Source organism: Bradyrhizobium sp. LjRoot220, assembly GCF_964252915.1.
Classification (GTDB): Bacteria; Pseudomonadota; Alphaproteobacteria; order Rhizobiales; family Xanthobacteraceae; genus Bradyrhizobium.
This window is the reverse complement of sequence record NZ_CAXUPS020000011.1, coordinates 179106-195028: the sequence shown is the minus strand read 5'-3', so window position 1 is coordinate 195028 and position 15923 is coordinate 179106. Positions and strand designations below refer to the sequence as shown.

The following is a 15923-nucleotide window of genomic DNA, read 5'->3' as shown; positions in this document are numbered from 1 at the left end:
GGATGCGCGGCGGCAAGATTATCGACCGCGGCGACCGCCACAGCGTCCGGCCATGGCGCCGCGCCCGGCGCCGCAGATCGCCGCACCACCGCGTCCGGCCGCTCCGAAGATCGCGGCACCGCCCCGCCCGAGCGCACCGCCCGCCGCGAGCGCGGGCCCGCCCCGGCAGGATCGGGTCGGCCAGCGCGAGCAGCGCATCCAGCCGCCGCAGCAAGCCATACAGGAGCGGCAGCGCGAGACGCTTTCGCCGCGGAACGCGCAGCGCCAGGAGCGCATCGACCGGTTGCAGCAGCGCGTGCAGGAATTGAAATCTCAACAGCCGGAAGGCCAGCGCGCACAACGCGCGCAGCAGCGGGTGCTGCAAAGCGAACAGCGGCAGCTCCAGCGTGAGGAGCGTCTGCAGCGGCTGCAGCAAACCGCGCAGGAACGGCAGCGCGACACGCTTACGCGGGAGAGCGCGGCGCGCGAGCAGCGCATCGATCGGTTGCAGAAGCGCGTGCAGGAACTGCAGTCGCGACAGCCGGAAAGCCTGCGGGCGCAGCGCGTGCAGCAGCGGCTGCTGCAAACCGAACAGCGACAGCTGCAGCGCGAACAGCGCCTGCAGCAACGTGATCTGGCGCGCCGGCAGGAGCTGGGATTGCCGCCTGCCGGCAGGCAGGCCGAGACCGCCGCTGCCGCGGCGCAGGCCGCCGCCCGCGGGCGGTTTGCCGAGCGCTTCCGCAGCAATCCTGATCCGCAGGTCCAGGCGGCGCTGGAAGTCCGGCGGCACGGCTGGGCTCCCCGCCACGCCTGGAAGCGCGGCCTGCGCGCGGCGTTTGTGCCGTGGGCCGGCCATGTGTTCTGGCCCTACGCCTATTCCGACATCTTCCACTACACGTTCTGGCCCTACGCCTATGACGGCGGTTATTGGGCTTACGCCTACGATGACTTCGTCGATACCGTGTTCTGGGGCGCCGACAGTCCGTATTCCGCCTACGCCAGGCTCGGCCCGACCGGGCGTCAGGAGAGCGACGGCGCAATCGGCGGCTCCCGGCCGCGCGAAAGCTCGGGCTTGAGCCAGCAGGAGCTCAGGCAACTGTGCGAAACGCCGGAAAAGGGTATCACCGCCTGGCCGATTGCTTCCATCGAGGAGGCGGTGCGGCCGACGGCCGAGCAGCGCGCGGCGCTCGACGAGTTGAAGAACGCGGCAGCAATGGCCGCCGCGGCGTTCAAGGAATCGTGCGGCGACACGTATGCGATGACCCCGCCCGGCCGCTTGCGGGCCATGATGAACCGCCTCAGCGCCACGCTCGAGGCGGTGCGGATCGTGCGGCCGGCATTGGAGAAATTCTATAACTCGCTCAGCGACGAGCAGCAGGCCCGCTTCAACGCGCTCGGCCCCGACATCGGCGAGCGCTCGCAGCAGCAGCCGCAGCAGCAAGCGAGCGCGCAGGGAGATACCTGCGGCGAGCCGAAGCCCGGCCTGACCAACTTGCCGATCGAGCGGATCGAGGCGGTGATACGTCCGGCGGGCAAACAAAAGGATGCGCTCGACCGCCTGCGCGAGGCGACCGAGAAGGGCGTTCAGGGGCTGCAGGCGGCCTGTCCGGAGGACGTGCCGATCACGCCGGTCGGACGGCTGGAGGCGATGGAGAAGCGGCTCGAGGCCATGCTGCAGTCAGCCAAACTGGTACAGCCGGCGCTGGATGCGTTCTATGCCACGCTCGGCAGCGAGCAGAAGGCGCGCTTCAATACGCTGGGACGGTTCGCGGGCCGGTGATCGCAACTTCAGCTGCAAAATGGAGACCTCGGCGCGCTCCCTGTTAGCAAGCAGCCCACTCAAGAACCGCAGAACGATACGCATATGAAAGGCGAACCTATCTCGGCGCCTTCATCTTCCTGAACTTCACACTCTTCCCATCGGCCTGCCTTGTCGCGATGTAGCCGCCGGCCAGGCAGGCTTCGCGCTGCGGCATCTTCTCCTGCGGGCTGCGCTCGGTCTCCCACCACGAGGCCCGGTGCGCTGCGCGCGGCAACGCGGCGTCGATGATCTCCTCGATCTGTTCGAAGGTCAGCACGAATTCGGGAAGCTTCTGTTTCTTCAGATAGTCCCGCAGCAGGTCGTAGTCGTTCACCCGTATCCCCGTTGCTGATGTGCGCAAGGCCGTCGATCCCGGCAACCAAGCGTTAACCGATTGGCGCATCGTTGTCGCCATTTAAGGCGGCGACAAGGTTTCCAGTGCATTCAGAAAGGCTGGGAGCGGACGATGCTGTTCGGACGGCGCAAAGACTTGACCAAAAATCGGGCCCACCGGCCCTGGCGGCTGTCGGCCAAGTTGCTGATCGCCTCCTCGGTGGCTACCGTGATCGGCTTTTCCGCGATCTGCGCCAACGTCATGCTCGACATGCGGCGCGGCGAGGAAGAGCTGGCGCGCCAGATGCTCGAAAACCTCGCCGCCGGTATCGACGCCGACATCGGACGCAACATCGAACTCTACGACTTGTCGCTGCGCGCGGTCGCCAGCAATCTGGTGATGCCGGCGCTCAGGGACGTCAGCAAGGAAATCCGCCATCTGATCCTGTTCGACCGCGCCGCCTCCGCCAGGCATTTCGGCGCCATCCAGGTGCTCGATGCTGCAGGACAATTATCGATCGATGCCTCCTCGCTCGACCCGCGGCCGGAGAATCGCGCCGACGAGGAATATTTCGAGGTCCATCGCAGCAATCCGGATGAGGGCCTGTTCATCAGCCGGCCAATGCTGCATCGCGGCGCCTATTCGATCGTGCTGAGCCGGCGCATCGCCGACGCTGACGGCGGCTTTCTCGGCGTGGTCGTGGGATCGATCCGGTTCAGCTACTTCCACGAATTGTTCGATCGCCTGAATCTCAGTCCCGACGATACGGTCACCGTGCTGCGCCGCGACCGTACGGTCATCATGCGCAAGCCGTTCGACCTCGACATCATCGGCAAGAACCTGGCGACCGTGCGAACCTGGAGCGCGAACAATCTGAAGCCCAGCGGCTCCTATGCCGGGCAAGGTCCGGTCGATGCGACACCCCGGCTCTACGTCCGGCGCGACAGCACCGGTCCACTCTATGTGGTGATCGGGAAACCGCTCGACGCCATCTTCCGCCTTTGGCAACGCGAGGTGATCCGGATCGGCGCCATCATGACTGCGCTGATCCTGTTCGTGCTCGGCACCACATTCTTCCTCGGACGCGAGATCGGCCGCCGCGCCCAGGCCGAGGACAAGCTCGAGGAACTCGCCACCACCGACGCGCTCACAGGCCTGAAGAACCGGCGCAAGTTCGATGCCGAGATCGATATGGAGTGGCGGCGCGCGGTGCGCAGCAAGACCCCGGTCGCGCTGCTGATGATCGATGCCGATCATTTCAAATCCTACAACGACAGCTATGGCCACCAGGCCGGCGATCAGGTGCTGGTCGGCATCGCGATCTGCATCTCCGATTCGGTCAGGCGCGCCGGCGATTGCGTGGCGCGGTTCGGCGGCGAGGAATTCGCGGTGCTGCTGCCGGGCACCTCTGCCATGGATGCGCTCGTGGTCGCCGAAAACATCCGGCGCAAGGTCGAGCATTGGTCGGAGGAGCCGCAAGATACGACCGTCAGCATCGGCCTCGCCAGCATGACGCCGTCAGCGGGACTGGACTGGTCCGACCTGATCGCAGCCGCCGACAAGGCGCTCTACGCCGCCAAGGCCAACGGCCGCAACCAGACCGTGGTCGCCAACGTTCCGCAATTGGCAATGGTGGCTTGAACCAACACTCCCTGTCATGCCCGCGCAGGCGGGCATCCAGTACGCCGTGCTCTATCGGATCAATCGCGAGCGTCTCGGAATACTGGATCATCCGCCTTCGCGGATGATGACGACAACACGAGTGCCCTCGCCTATTTCTCCAGATACTTCGTCATCTCGGCGCGCAGGCCCTCGCGCAGGTCGGCGCGGGCCATGGCGTAGGCGATGTTGGCGCGCAGGAAGCCCGGCTTGGAGCCGCAATCGTGCCGCTCGCCCTCGAACTCCACGCCATAGAACTTCTGCGTCTTGGCCAGCCCGATCATCGCATCGGTGAGCTGGATCTCACCGCCGGCGCCGCGCTCCTGCGTTTCGAGAATCTTGAATATCTCCGGTTGCAGGATGTAGCGCCCGGTAATCGACAGGTTCGACGGCGCCGTGCCTTTCGGCGGCTTCTCCACCATGCCGTCGACCTCGAACATCTTGCCGGTGCGCTTGCCGACACCGCAGATGCCGTATTGGTGGGTCATATCAGCAGGGACCGCCTCGACCGCGAGCAGATTGGATTTGCCGCCGAGTTTGTTTGCAGCTTCGATCATCTGCGCCAGGCAACCCGGCGTGTTCAGCACCAGTTCGTCCGGCAGCACCACCGCGAACGGCTCGTTGCCGACGATGTCGCGCGCGCACCAGACCGCATGGCCGAGGCCAAGCGGCGCCTGCTGGCGGGTAAAACTGGTGGCGCCAGCGGCGGGCTGGTCGCGCGCCAAAATGTCCTGCTCGGCCTGCTTGTTGCCGCGCGCGGCGAGCGTGGTGTCGAGTTCGAACATGCGGTCGAAATGGTCCTCGATCACGCCCTTGTTGCGCCCGGTGACGAAGATGAAATGCTCGATGCCGGCTTCCCTGGCCTCGTCATAGACGTACTGGATCAGCGGCTTGTCGACGATGGTCAGCATTTCCTTCGGCATTGCCTTGGTAGCGGGCAGGACGCGGGTGCCGAGACCGGCGACCGGGAAGACGGCTTTGCGGATTTTCATGGGAATATCGGAAGTCCCTTAGGCATGAGGAATATGCGATGGCTCGTTGGTAGCCCGTTTGCAGCCGGGAACAAAGGCGGATGTGTGGTGCGACAAGACCACCGCGCTCCCTCGCGGCGGAAAAGAGGAAGAAACAAATTCCGGCCTTTGTTAAGCTGTTGGAAACCGTGGCAGGGCCTTGTGCAACGGGGATGTTAGAGGGCGGAGACGATATGCGTTGGACGGGAACCGCGGTGACCAATCGGACCGCCGCGATCATCATTGCGGTGACGCTGCTGCACGCTGTTTTTTGCACCCCGGCTTTTGCCCAATCATCCGGCAACAACGGCGTATCGAACTTCTTCGGCAACATCTTCTCCGGCCAAAAATCAGCCACCTCGCCGCAGGCGCAGGCAGCGCCCGCGCCGGAAGGCGCACCATCGGCACCATCAGCGCCGCCGCCCTGGAGCGGCGAGGATGGCGGTTCGGGCCATCCGCTAATGACCGCGGCTGCGATCCGGCAGGCGGCGGCGAATTTTCCAAATTGCGTCGCCGCGATGTGGCCCGATGCCGCACGGCGCCACGTCACCCAGGCGAATTTCGAGCGCTTCACCGCCGGCCTTGCACCCGACCTGCGCATTATGGACCTGATGGATTCGCAGCCCGAATTCACCAAGGCGATCTGGGACTATCTCGACATCCTCGTGAATGACAACCGGCTCGCGAAGGGCCGCGAGGTGCTCGCGAAATACAAGCCGCAATTCGACGCGGCGGAAAAAGCCTATGGCGTCGACCGCTACGCGATCGCGTCGATCTGGGGCATCGAGTCGAACTACTCGACGCAGATGGGCGATCGCAACGTGCTCAATTCCACGGCGACGCTGGCCTGCATCGGCCGCCGCCAGGGTTATTTCAAGGACGAGTTCCTGACCGCGCTGGAGATCCTCAACCGCGGCGACCTGCGCCCCGAACAGATGCGCGGCTCCTGGGCCGGCGCATTCGGGCCGACGCAATTCATGCCGACCGCCTTCAAGCGCTACGCCGTCGATGCCGATGGCGACGGCCGCCGCGACGTCGTCGACAACCCGGCCGACCTGATCGCCTCGACCGCCAACAACCTCAGGAAAGACGGCTGGCAGTCCGGCCAGACCTGGGGCTACGAGGTGGTGCTGCCGAAGGGTTTTAATTTCATGCTGGCGGACAAGGCCAAGGCGATGCCGATTGCGCAGTGGGAACAGCAGGGCCTCAAGCGCGCCGACGGCAGGCCGTTCGGCAATCCAGCCGACAAGGCCTATCTGCTGGCGCCGGCCGGCGCCGACGGACCGGGCTTTCTGATGCTGCAGAATTTCCGGGTCATCATGAAATACAACCCGGCCGAGGCGTATGCGCTGGCGATCGGGCACTTCGGCGACCGGCTGCGCGGCGGGGCGCCGTTCGTGCAGCCCTGGCCGCGGCAGGAACGCGTGTTGTCACGGGCCGAGCGGCTGGAACTGCAGCAGCTCTTGGCCCAGCGCGGCTACTACAAGGGTACCCCGGACGGCCAGTTCGGCGGCATGACCCGCGAGGCCCTGCGCGGCTTCCAGGCCTCGATCGGCGCGCCCGCGGACGGATTTGCCTCAGCGGATGTGCTGGAGCGGCTGAGAGGCCGCTGAAACGGCGATTTGGCCCCAAAAGTAACCCTGAAGTGCACATTTTCGTGCAACCCTTGACGGCTGTGGCCGTTGCCCGATTTATGGCAAGGAATATGCCCGCTTGCGGCCTGATTCCGCTATTATAACTGCGCCTTCACAAGTCCATTGCGATCGAGCCGGATGTCGAAGCCCAAGTCCTTTTTCCGCGTGTTCACCGAAACCGGCCCGCTGATTGCGGTGGCGGTCGCGACCGCACTGTTGATCGGGATCGCGGGACCGGCGTCCGCGCAGTTCTTCAATTTCGGCGGCTTCGGCGGTCCGCCGCAACCGCCGCAGCGGCAGGCGCCGCGTCCCAACGGCGGCGGCGGCTGGTTCGGCGGCGACTTCTTTGCGCCATTCCAGCAGCAGGCCCCGCAAGCGCCGCGCCAGGATTTTTCCAGGGCGCCGGCACCTGCCAAGCGCGACACCGTGCCCGAGCGCAACGTGCTGGTGCTCGGCGACGCCATGGCGGACTGGCTCGCCTATGGTCTGGAAGACGCCTACGCCGAACAGCCCGACATGGGCGTGATCCGCAAACACAAGACCGTTTCCGGCCTGATCAAATATCAGCCGAAGGGCGAGCCGGCCGATTGGGCCGCTGCCGCCCGCGGCATCCTCGCCAACGAGAAACCGGACGCCATCGTCGTCATGCTCGGCCTCAACGACCGCGTCGCGATGCGCGAGCCGGCAGTGGACAAATCCAAGGTCGACAAGAAAGACGACAAGAAGACCGCCAAGCCGGCCGACGCCAAGCCTGAAACCAAGCCTGAAGCCAAGCCTGGCGCGAAGCCCGATGGCGCGGCGGATACCGCCGCCAAGCCCGATGACAAGCCGGCCGATGCCGAGGCCGCCGACGATGCCGACAGCGATACGCCGCAGACCACAGCGCCCGAGAAGAGCGCGCGCGCGGCCGGCGGGCTATCTGAATTCCGCGACGAGCGCTGGATCGAACTCTACACCAAGAAAATCGAGGAGATGATCGGCGTCCTGAAATCCAAGGGCGTGCCGGTGCTGTGGATCGGACTGCCGGCGGTGCGCGGCACCAAGGGCACGTCCGACACGCTGTTCCTCAATGCGCTCTACCGCGACGCATCGGCCAAGGCCGGCATCACCTATGTCGACGTCTGGGACGGCTTTGTCGATGAGGCCGGCCGCTTCCTGCAGAAGGGCCCGGACTTCGAAGGCCAGATCCGCCAGCTGCGTTCCTATGACGGCGTGTATTTCACCAAGCCCGGCGCGCGCAAGCTGGCGCATTATGTCGAGCGCGAAGTCACGCGCCTCTTGGCCGCGCGATCGGGCCCGATCGCGCTGCCGAGCGAACCGGCGACCCCCGACGCCAATGCTGTGCCGGGCCAGCCCGCGCCGCGGCCGCTGGCCGGACCGATCCTGCCGCTGGTGGCTTCCTCCGTCGGTACCGATCAGTTGCTCGGCGGACCGGGCTCGCGTCCCGCCGCGGTCGATGCGCTGGCCGCGCGAACCCTGGTGAAGGGCGAGCCGCTGGCGCCGCCGGCCGGCCGCGCCGATGATTTTGCCTGGCCGCGCCGCGAGATCGGCCGCGAACAGGCCAAGGAACAAGGCAAGGAACAACAGGCCAAGGGTGAAGCGCCGGTCGCTGCCACCACGCCGGATGGCACGGTGCCGGCCGCCGCGCCCGCAGCACCGCCGAAACCGCTTGTGCCGAAGAAGCCATTCCGTCCCGCCCAGACCGAGCAACCGACATTGCGCGAGTTCTTCGGCGGCTTCGGTGCGCCGCCGCGCCAGATCGCACCACCGCCGCCGCGCGCGCCGGGACCCATCGCGCCAGGCGTGCCGCGCCCGCCGGGTAATGTCGGACGATCGGCTGAAGTGCCGCAAGGCGCTTTTACGAGGTAATGCGCCGCCGGCCGCGCGGTGTGGACACCACGCTCCGTGGCTTCATGGTTCGCCCGGCGATGCTCGCATCGTCCGGAGACGCGCGAAGACGCGCTATGGTTCGAGACGCGCGAAGATGCGCTCCTCGCCATGAGGGCGAGAGAGTCGGATTCCTGCAATGAGGCAGCCTTCAGGAATCAGGTGTTGAAAGCTTGTGGTGAGGAGCGCGGCAAAGCCGCGCGTCTCCGGACGATGCAAGCATCGCCGGGCGAACCATAGGGCCGCCGATGCCGGGCTCAGCCGTAGTAGCGCCAGCGCGGTGGCGGGCGGCGCGGTGGACGGGTCATCAGCAACGCCAGCGCAAATCCGATTCCACCGGCGACCAGGAGCGCGCCGAGCGGATTGTCCTGCACGGTTTTCGCCATCGCCTTCTGGCCGCCGCGGATCGTATCGCCGCTGCTGTCATAGGCACTCTTGGCAGTATCCACGGCATCCTTGGCGTAGTTGGCCGCGGCATCGGCGGCGTCGCTCGCCGCATCCTTGGCCTGGCCGTACAAATTCTGCACGGTGCCCGCCGCTTCGCGCGCGCGGCCTTCGGCCTGCGTCTTGGCGTCACCGGTCATGCTGCCGACGGTGCCTTCAACCTTGCCTGCAAAATCCTTCGCTGAACCTGCAATTCGATCCTTGTCCATCGCGATTCCTCCTTGTTTCAGAGGAAGTAACCGACAAGAAGCGTCGGGGTTCCGACGTCTTCCGAGGTCTAAAGTATCAGTCCGCCATCGACCACAATGGTTTGACCGATCACATAAGACGCCAGCGGCGAGGCCAGGAACAGAGCCGCACCGGCCATGTCGGCGGGCGTGCCGAGACGCTTCAATGGAATCCGTTCCAACGCACCTTCGAGCCGCTTCGGATTTGCCGTCGTCGCCTTGGTCATCTTGGTGTCGACGAGCCCAGGCGCGATGCCGTTGACGCGGATGCCGTTCTCGGCCCACGCCTCGCCGAGCGTGCGCGTCAAGCCGACCGCGCCGGTCTTCGAGGCGTTGTAGGCCGGATTGCCCATGGTGGAATGATAGGCCGCGGTCGAACTGACGATGATCAGCGATCCCTTGCTGGCGCTCAGCATCGCGTGGAATTTCGTCGCGCACGCCATCAGGCTCATCAGGTTGACTTCGAGCACCTTGCGAAAGCCGTCCATTTCGAATTCGCCGCGCCGGTAGATCACCGCGCCCTGCGCCAGCACCAGCACGTCGAGGCCATCGAACGGCGGCTTGAAGCTTTCGATCGCCTGCGCGTTGCTGACGTCGAGCTGCGCATATTCAAGGCCCGCAAGATCCGATCCTTCGCCGGCGGAATAGTCCGCCGCATCGGCGCGGGTGCCGCAGACCGCGACGCGCGCGCCCTTGGCGCGGAATGCCTGCGCGATGCCATTGCCGATCCCGCTGGAGCCGCCGACCACCAGTACCTGCTTGCCGCTGAAATCGAGTTCGTTCATTACTCGCATCCTTTTTAGTTGTACTTCAGCTTCAGACGTCGCCGAGGAAGTTCACCATGAGAACCTCGTCGTAATACCGGCCATCGTGCTTGAGCCCTCGCTTTTCATAGCCGTATTCGACAAAGCCCATCGCGCGATAGAGCCGGCGCGCGCTTTCGTTCTCGCTCACCACGGTCAATTGAACCATCTCCACGCGCCCGCGCGCATGGTCGAGCACCGCCGCGACGAGCTTTTGTCCAAGCCCCGTATGCCGTGCCGCGGCCCGGACATACATGGTCCAGAGCAGTCCCTTGTGTGCCTGTTTGGAATTTTCCTGCGCGGAATATCCGGCCATTCCGGCGAGCGTCCCGTCGAGGAACGCACCGAAAATATCCGCGGCGCGAAGCGTCGCCTCAAACCACGATAGCGGTTGCGCTCTTTCTTTCTCGAACGTGCTGCCGAACGCCTCGGGATTTTTCTGCAGCGCCTCCAGCCGGAGGTCCCGAAAGAGAGCCGCGTCCGAAATTTCCAGGCGGCGAATCTGCAGATCGGGAATATTGGCCACCGTTGCACCTGTTGCTGCCTGGTTTGACCTGTCTGCAGATCGGTGCCAGCCTTGTCAATCCTGCAACGCATCGCACAAATTTGCGAGTCATCTCATGTCAGATTCCGTCATGTCAGATTTCAATGAGCTCAGCCGTTCGGTCAAGGGCCTGACCGTGCTCGTCACCGGCGCCGCCAGCGGCATGGGCCGCGCCACCGCGCTGGTGTTCGCCACTGAAGGCGCCAACGTTGCCGTCACCGACATCAACGCCGAGGCGACGCAGGCGGTCGCAGATGAAATCAAATCCAGAGGCGGCACCGCAAAAGCCTGGACGCTCGACGTCGCCAGGGCCGACGACATCACCAAGGTGGTGGGCGCCATCGCTGCGCATTTCGGCGGCCTCGACATCCTGATCAACAATGCCGGCCTGTCGCTGCGATCAGCGATCGACGATGACGGCTATGAGGAGGCCTGGACCAAGGCGCTGGCGGTGATGCTGACGGCGCATCCGCGCATCATCCGTGCCGCGTTGCCGCATTTGCGCCGATCAAAATGCCCGCGGATCGTCAACATCGCCTCCACCGAAGCGCTCGGCGCCACTGCCACCAACAGCCCGTACGCGGCCGCGAAAGCCGGCGTCACCGGTCTCACCCGCGCGCTCGCCGTGGAACTTGGCCGCGAAGGCATCACGGTGAACTGCATCTGCCCGGGGCCCGATCCGGACCGGGATCACCGAGCGGATTCCGGAGGAGCACAAGACCATCTACGCCAAGCGCCGCACCGCACTCGGCCGCTACGGCGATCCCGAGGAGGTCGCGCATATGACGTTGAGCCTGTGCCTGCCGGCGGCCTCGTTCCTCACCGGCGTGGTGATCCCGGTGGACGGCGGTCTGATGGCGCGGAATGCGTGATTCCCCGGATGCTGCGCAGCATGGAATGCTGCGCTGCTGATCCGGGGTCCATCTCACCGCGTTCTGGGTCCCCCGATGCGCAATGGCGCATCTGAGCTCTGCGGTGCACCGTCAAGGGGACGCTGCACCGCGTCCGGGACACGAGTTCGCGCAATGCCGCATGCGTTCCGTAGCGTTGACATCGCAATGCCCGGGAGTAACTTTTTTACCAAACGAAGCGGGACAAACCGCCCGCCGCTTTACGGAGAAACGCCATGACGGTCACGATCCGGCAGCTGGGCAAGCATTTTTTCGGCGAGGTGTCGGGCGTCGATCTGCGCCAGCCGCTGACGCCGCAGGAGGCGGCTGACATCGAGGCCGGCATGGACAAATACGCCGTGCTGCTGTTCCGCAATCAGGACATCACGGACGAGCAGCAGATGGCGTTCGCGCTGAATTTCGGCGAGCGGGAAAATCCGCGCGGCGGCAGTGTCGTCAAGCCGGAGGATTCGCGGCTGCAGACCGGGCTCAACGACGTCTCCAACCTCGGCAAGGACGGCAAGCCGTTGCCGCGCGACAGCCGCATCAATCTGTTCAACCTCGGCAATTGCCTGTGGCATTCCGACTCATCGTTCCGCCCGATCCCCGCAAAATTCTCGCTGCTGTCGGCGCGGGTGGTGAACCCGAAGGGCGGCAACACCGAATTCGCCGATATGCGCGCGGCCTATGATGCGCTCGACGACGAGACCAAGGCCGAAATCGAGGACATGATCTGCGAGCATTCGCTGATGTATTCGCGGGGATCGCTCGGCTTTCTCGACTACACCGATGAAGAGAAGGAATTGTTCAAGCCGGTGCTGCAGCGGCTGGTGCGCACCCATCCGGTGCACGGCCGCAAATCGCTGTATCTCTCATCGCATGCCGGCGCCATCAAGGGCATGACCATGCCGGAAGCGCGGCTGTTGCTGCGCGACCTTAACGAGCACGCCACCCAGAGCGAATTCGTCTACGTCCACAAATGGACGCTGCATGACCTCGTGATGTGGGACAACCGCCAGACCATGCACCGCGTCCGCCGCTACGACCAGTCGCAGCCCCGCGACATGCGCCGCGCCACGGTGGCGGGCACCGCGCCGACGGTGGCGCAACAGGCGGCGGAGTAAGGCGAACTCAAATCGATCGTCGTCCCGGCGAACGCAGAGACCCATACCGCGTGATCTCTCAACAGAAGCTCCCTAGCAGAGACCTTTCGCAAAACTACTTCCTGTGGTTATGGGTCCCGGCGCAAGGCCGGGACGACACCTTGGGTGTGGCTCGCTACGCCTGCCCGACTTCGACGCATCCTTCCATGATCGCGTCGATTTCCGCGCGCGAGAGGACGCCGATCTCGGCAATGAACACGATCCGTGTCCGCGGCACGCCTTGGGCCGGCGTCCCGCCCGGCGCCAGCGTCGCGCGGCCGCCGGCGAACTGAAGCAACATCGACCGGCCGGGCTGCTCCACGGATTCGAACAGCCCCTTCGCCCGTGCCAGCTTCGGTGCGAGCCGATTGATCGCCGCCTGCAATCGGGACAACGACAGCGGCCGCTCCGACGTCCAGCTCAGCGCCTCGAAACGGTCTGCCGCCGGCCGCCGCGGTCCCGGCTCGCGCGGCACCGGCGCCCGATCCGTATCCGAAGGGAAGAGCAGCGCTGCCGGGACATCGCCATGCGGCGCATCGACCAGCACCGCCGCCGGACGTATCGCCCGGACCGCATCGCGCACCTGCGCGTGGTTGGCCGGGTCCGCCAGGTCGACCTTGCTCAGCGCCACCACATCGGCCGCGCGGATCTGGGACCGCAACAGCGCATCGTCGAACATGGCCGGCGCAGCCGTCGCGTCGACGACGCACAGTACCGTTTCCAGCGGAGCTTCCCGCCAGATCACGGGATCCATGAGGTTGCGCACGACGTCCATCGGGTCGGCCACCCCGCTGGTTTCGATCACGATGAGCTCCGGCCGCGGATCGCGCCGCAGCAGGCCGGCCAGCGTGCGCAGCAGATCGCCTTCCAGTGAGCAACAGATGCAGCCATTGCTCAGGCTGACCACGCCGTCGGTGGCGCCGGCGATCAGCTCCGCATCGATGTTGATCGCGCCGAAATCGTTGACGACGGCGGCGATCCGTTTTCCCTCGGCATTAACAAGCAAGTGGTTCACGACCGTGGTCTTGCCCGCCCCGAGAAATCCGGCCACGAGCACAACCGGGACCGGCATCTTCAACCCCCGGCAACGGGACGGCGCACCGGCTGGCCGGGTCTTGCCGCCAGATCAAGCACACCATCTGATATCAGCGGCTGGCCGCTCACCACGAGGTGACGCACGCCTTCCGAGGGACGATTCATGGCCGAGAATTCGGCCCGGTCGGTGACGGTCGCGAAATCGAACACGACGATGTCGGCATCCGCACCCGGTTGCAGCCTGCCTTTGGCGCGCATGGCCGGCGTAGAGGGGCCAAGAATCTCCGCCGGAATCAGCGCGCATTTGCGGATGCCTTCCAGCAGCGAAATGGTGCGGCGTTCACGCACCCACTCGCGGATGAAGCGCGTGAAGCAACCTGCGGAGCGCGGATGCGAGGTCGCGTCCGCCGGCAACGGCCAGGCGTCGCCGGTATAAGCCTTGCCGTCCGACAGCGTCCAGGGCATCGCATCCGATGCGATCGCGCCGCCGGGATACAGCACCGCCATGTCGAGGAGATCACGATGGTGCGCGTTGTTCTCGATATCCAGGACATGCCACAGCACCAGCGTGGAGGGTTCCTCGGCCTGTGCCGCGAGCAGCTCCTGCCGGTCGCGAAAGCGATGCCCGTCGGTCACCCGCTGCACTGAATCATAGCCCAGGCCGTTGCGCGCCTCGAATTCGGGATCGCTGAAGAACGCCGCCGCCAGCACCGTCGAGCCGGTGCCATAGGGATAGGCTTCGACCGTAATCGGCAGCCCCTGCGCCTGCGCCTTGGCCACCAGCGCGACACAGCGTTCGATGTCCGTCTTGCTGGAAGAGTTGAAGTGGCAGATGTGCATGTGCGCGCCGGTGGCGCCGGCATAGCCGATCAGGCGGATATAGGCCTCGGCGGCGCTCTCCGGGTCGATGCGGGACATGAAGGCGACGTGGGTGAAGGTCGGCACGTCGCGCGCCGCCGCCAGCTGGCAAACCGCCGTCAGCTCCTGGACGCCGGCACCCGGGGCGTAGGCGTTGAGGATACCGACGCCGATGGCGCCGTCACTCAATCCACCCGCAAGGCGGTCGAGAATGCCGGCCACCTCGGCCTCGCTGGCCACGTTTTCGACCCAGCGGCGGTCCCGCATCGCACCGCCGAAGGCCTCCAGCGAACTTTCCGCGTTGGAGCCGGTCATCGCGCCGATCCGTGCGAATGCCCAGTTGGCGGAAGCGCCGTAGTTCAGCACGCGTCCTTTCTCGGCCTGGCGCCGATACCAGGATGCAACCGGCAACACGCCGGCTTCGAGGTCGAGCGTCGTCGTCACGCCATCGAACGCCTGCATGCGGTCAGCCGGGATCGACTGGCCATGCGCGTGCAAATCGATGAAGCCGGGGGCGACCACCAGGCCGGTGGCGTCGATCGTGTGCTCGGCGCCGCCAAGCCCGGTGCCAACAGCAGCGATCTTGCCATCGAGTACCGCCACATCGCCGACAGCGTCCATCCCGCTGGCCGGATCCACTACCCGGCCACCCGTGATTACCAAGCCAGCCATGTCGTCACTCCCGAGTAAGAGCCGTTGCGGCGCCCATAGAACAGATTTCAGAACAGGCAACAACCGCTGCCGGCGGGAGGCACGCATCTACAAACGCGTGCAACAGGCGACGGAGTAGCGGCAAAAATCCATCGTCGTCCCTGCGCACGCAGGGACCCATACGCAGTGCTTCGATGATGAAATGGAAGCGGTGGACAAAGCGTATTGCAGCAGCCATTGCATTCAACAATGGACTTCTGGGGTTATGGGTCCATGCGCCCGTGCGCAATTGCGCACTAGGCAGGGACGACGCCGTGGGCGTGGCCGCCGCAGGCGCGCAGCCTCAGGCGTGCCCGGCTTCGTTCGACAGCATGCCGGGGTCGATGCCGATCTTGCGCAGCGCGCGCTGGTATTTCTCGTCGACGTCGTCGCCGAAGATCAGATCCGGATCGGCGGCACAATGCAGCCAGCCATTGTGCTGGATCTCGCTTTCGAGCTGTCCCGGCGCCCAGCCGGCATAGCCCAGCGCCAGGATGGCGTGCTTGGGTCCCGCCCCCTTGGCGATCGCCTTGAGGATATCGACGGTCGCGGTCAGGCAGATGCCGTCGTCGATATTGAGCGTGGCGTCCTTGATGAAGAAATCGCTGGAATGCAGCACGAAGCCGCGGCCGGTATCCACCGGACCGCCCTTCAGCACCTGCATGGTCTCGGCGTTTTCCGGCAGCGTGATCTGGTCTGATGTCTTGATGATATCGAGTTGCACCAAAAGCCCGGGGAAATCGATGCTGCCGGCCGGGCGGTTGACGATGATGCCCATCGCCCCCTCCGACGAATGCGCGCACAGATAGATCACGGAGCGCTCAAAGCGCGGATCGCCCATGACCGGCATGGCGATCAGCAACTGGCCGTCCAGGTAGCCTTCGGCGGACGAATTGTCGCCAACGCCGGCGGCTTTGCGCCGGCCGGGCTTCGCTGTCGTCTTCGGCGGTGTCTTCGGTGTCTTGCCTTCAGGGCTCATCCGCAAA

General features: G+C 65.4%; 14 protein-coding genes. 6 read left to right on the top strand and 8 right to left on the bottom strand.

Annotated features, from left to right (window positions below; all coding sequences use genetic code 11):
- Positions 1 to 52 precede the first annotated feature (52 nt).
- The gene (locus ACSQ84_RS32380; protein ID WP_436215791.1) at positions 53 to 1759 is read left to right on the top strand and encodes a Spy/CpxP family protein refolding chaperone; all 1707 of its coding nucleotides are present in this window, start codon (positions 53 to 55) and stop codon (positions 1757 to 1759) included.
- A 97-nt stretch (positions 1760 to 1856) separates the two neighbouring features.
- On the opposite strand, the gene ACSQ84_RS32375 is transcribed toward ACSQ84_RS32380, so the two are convergent.
- Positions 1857 to 2114 carry a DUF7662 domain-containing protein gene (locus ACSQ84_RS32375; RefSeq protein WP_436215790.1) on the bottom strand — a complete coding sequence of 86 codons (258 nt, stop codon included), beginning with the start codon at positions 2112 to 2114 and terminating at the stop codon, positions 1857 to 1859.
- Positions 2115 to 2246: 132 nt separating this feature from the next.
- Here ACSQ84_RS32375 and ACSQ84_RS32370 point away from each other — a divergent pair, with 132 nt between their 5' ends.
- A complete protein-coding gene (locus ACSQ84_RS32370) occupies positions 2247 to 3755 on the top strand; it encodes a sensor domain-containing diguanylate cyclase (protein ID WP_436215789.1) in 1509 nt (502 codons plus the stop codon).
- Between the two features lie 131 nt (positions 3756 to 3886).
- Here the strand turns inward: ACSQ84_RS32370 and ACSQ84_RS32365 are convergent, their stop codons facing one another.
- Positions 3887 to 4765, bottom strand: a complete 879-nt coding sequence (locus ACSQ84_RS32365; protein WP_436215788.1) for a UTP--glucose-1-phosphate uridylyltransferase — start codon at positions 4763 to 4765, stop codon at positions 3887 to 3889.
- A gap of 212 nt (positions 4766 to 4977) precedes the next feature.
- On the opposite strand from ACSQ84_RS32365, the gene ACSQ84_RS32360 reads away from it, so the two are divergent.
- Both ACSQ84_RS32360 and ACSQ84_RS32355 read left to right on the top strand, forming a co-directional pair.
- Positions 4978 to 6396 carry a lytic murein transglycosylase gene (locus ACSQ84_RS32360; protein WP_436215787.1) on the top strand — a complete coding sequence of 473 codons (1419 nt, stop codon included), beginning with the start codon at positions 4978 to 4980 and terminating at the stop codon, positions 6394 to 6396.
- A 159-nt stretch (positions 6397 to 6555) separates the two neighbouring features.
- Positions 6556 to 8286, top strand: a complete 1731-nt coding sequence (locus ACSQ84_RS32355; RefSeq protein ID WP_436215786.1) for a DUF459 domain-containing protein — start codon at positions 6556 to 6558, stop codon at positions 8284 to 8286.
- 275 nt (positions 8287 to 8561) lie between these two features.
- Here ACSQ84_RS32355 and ACSQ84_RS32350 read toward each other — a convergent pair whose 3' ends face one another.
- From ACSQ84_RS32350 to ACSQ84_RS32340, 3 genes are all read right to left on the bottom strand, one after another.
- Positions 8562 to 8957 (bottom strand): CsbD family protein, encoded by a 396-nt coding sequence (locus ACSQ84_RS32350; protein ID WP_436215785.1) that lies wholly within the window; start codon positions 8955 to 8957, stop codon positions 8562 to 8564.
- 68 nt (positions 8958 to 9025) lie between these two features.
- Positions 9026 to 9760 carry an SDR family NAD(P)-dependent oxidoreductase gene (locus ACSQ84_RS32345; protein WP_436215784.1) on the bottom strand — a complete coding sequence of 245 codons (735 nt, stop codon included), beginning with the start codon at positions 9758 to 9760 and terminating at the stop codon, positions 9026 to 9028.
- 31 nt (positions 9761 to 9791) lie between these two features.
- Entirely contained in the window at positions 9792 to 10304 is a 513-nt protein-coding gene (locus ACSQ84_RS32340) for an N-acetyltransferase family protein (RefSeq protein ID WP_436215783.1), read from the bottom strand.
- A 109-nt stretch (positions 10305 to 10413) separates the two neighbouring features.
- On the opposite strand from ACSQ84_RS32340, the gene ACSQ84_RS32335 reads away from it, so the two are divergent.
- Together ACSQ84_RS32335 and ACSQ84_RS32330 are read left to right on the top strand one after the other, a co-directional pair.
- On the top strand, positions 10414 to 11289 hold the full coding sequence (locus ACSQ84_RS32335) for an SDR family NAD(P)-dependent oxidoreductase (RefSeq protein ID WP_436215782.1): 876 nt from the start codon (positions 10414 to 10416) through the stop codon (positions 11287 to 11289).
- Positions 11290 to 11448: 159 nt separating this feature from the next.
- Positions 11449 to 12336, top strand: a complete 888-nt coding sequence (locus ACSQ84_RS32330) for a TauD/TfdA dioxygenase family protein (RefSeq protein ID WP_436215781.1) — start codon at positions 11449 to 11451, stop codon at positions 12334 to 12336.
- Between the two features lie 154 nt (positions 12337 to 12490).
- Here the strand turns inward: ACSQ84_RS32330 and ACSQ84_RS32325 are convergent, their stop codons facing one another.
- The 3 genes from ACSQ84_RS32325 to ACSQ84_RS32315 form a co-directional block, all read right to left on the bottom strand.
- Positions 12491 to 13426, bottom strand: coding sequence for a CobW family GTP-binding protein (locus ACSQ84_RS32325; RefSeq protein ID WP_436215780.1), 936 nt, complete (start codon positions 13424 to 13426; stop codon positions 12491 to 12493).
- Positions 13427 to 13428: 2 nt separating this feature from the next.
- Positions 13429 to 14919 carry an amidohydrolase family protein gene (locus tag ACSQ84_RS32320; RefSeq protein ID WP_436215779.1) on the bottom strand — a complete coding sequence of 497 codons (1491 nt, stop codon included), beginning with the start codon at positions 14917 to 14919 and terminating at the stop codon, positions 13429 to 13431.
- Positions 14920 to 15241: 322 nt separating this feature from the next.
- Positions 15242 to 15916: a YqgE/AlgH family protein gene (locus ACSQ84_RS32315; protein ID WP_436215778.1), complete on the bottom strand. Its 675-nt coding sequence runs from the start codon at positions 15914 to 15916 to the stop codon at positions 15242 to 15244.
- Positions 15917 to 15923 lie beyond the last annotated feature (7 nt).

What these genes read in the sequence shown, in the direction of transcription:
- ACSQ84_RS32380 (WP_436215791.1), top strand. Translation starts at nt 53, where the DNA reads ATGGCGCCGCGCCCGGCGCCGCAGATCGCCGCACCACCGCGTCCGGCC.
- ACSQ84_RS32370 (WP_436215789.1), top strand. Translation starts at nt 2,247, where the DNA reads ATGCTGTTCGGACGGCGCAAAGACTTGACCAAAAATCGGGCCCACCGG.
- ACSQ84_RS32365 (WP_436215788.1), bottom strand. Translation starts at nt 4,765, where the DNA reads ATGAAAATCCGCAAAGCCGTCTTCCCGGTCGCCGGTCTCGGCACCCGC.
- ACSQ84_RS32360 (WP_436215787.1), top strand. Translation starts at nt 4,978, where the DNA reads ATGCGTTGGACGGGAACCGCGGTGACCAATCGGACCGCCGCGATCATC.
- ACSQ84_RS32355 (WP_436215786.1), top strand. Translation starts at nt 6,556, where the DNA reads ATGTCGAAGCCCAAGTCCTTTTTCCGCGTGTTCACCGAAACCGGCCCG.
- ACSQ84_RS32350 (WP_436215785.1), bottom strand. Translation starts at nt 8,957, where the DNA reads ATGGACAAGGATCGAATTGCAGGTTCAGCGAAGGATTTTGCAGGCAAG.
- ACSQ84_RS32345 (WP_436215784.1), bottom strand. Translation starts at nt 9,760, where the DNA reads ATGAACGAACTCGATTTCAGCGGCAAGCAGGTACTGGTGGTCGGCGGC.
- ACSQ84_RS32335 (WP_436215782.1), top strand. Translation starts at nt 10,414, where the DNA reads ATGTCAGATTTCAATGAGCTCAGCCGTTCGGTCAAGGGCCTGACCGTG.
- ACSQ84_RS32330 (WP_436215781.1), top strand. Translation starts at nt 11,449, where the DNA reads ATGACGGTCACGATCCGGCAGCTGGGCAAGCATTTTTTCGGCGAGGTG.
- ACSQ84_RS32325 (WP_436215780.1), bottom strand. Translation starts at nt 13,426, where the DNA reads ATGCCGGTCCCGGTTGTGCTCGTGGCCGGATTTCTCGGGGCGGGCAAG.
- ACSQ84_RS32320 (WP_436215779.1), bottom strand. Translation starts at nt 14,919, where the DNA reads ATGGCTGGCTTGGTAATCACGGGTGGCCGGGTAGTGGATCCGGCCAGC.
- ACSQ84_RS32315 (WP_436215778.1), bottom strand. Translation starts at nt 15,916, where the DNA reads ATGAGCCCTGAAGGCAAGACACCGAAGACACCGCCGAAGACGACAGCG.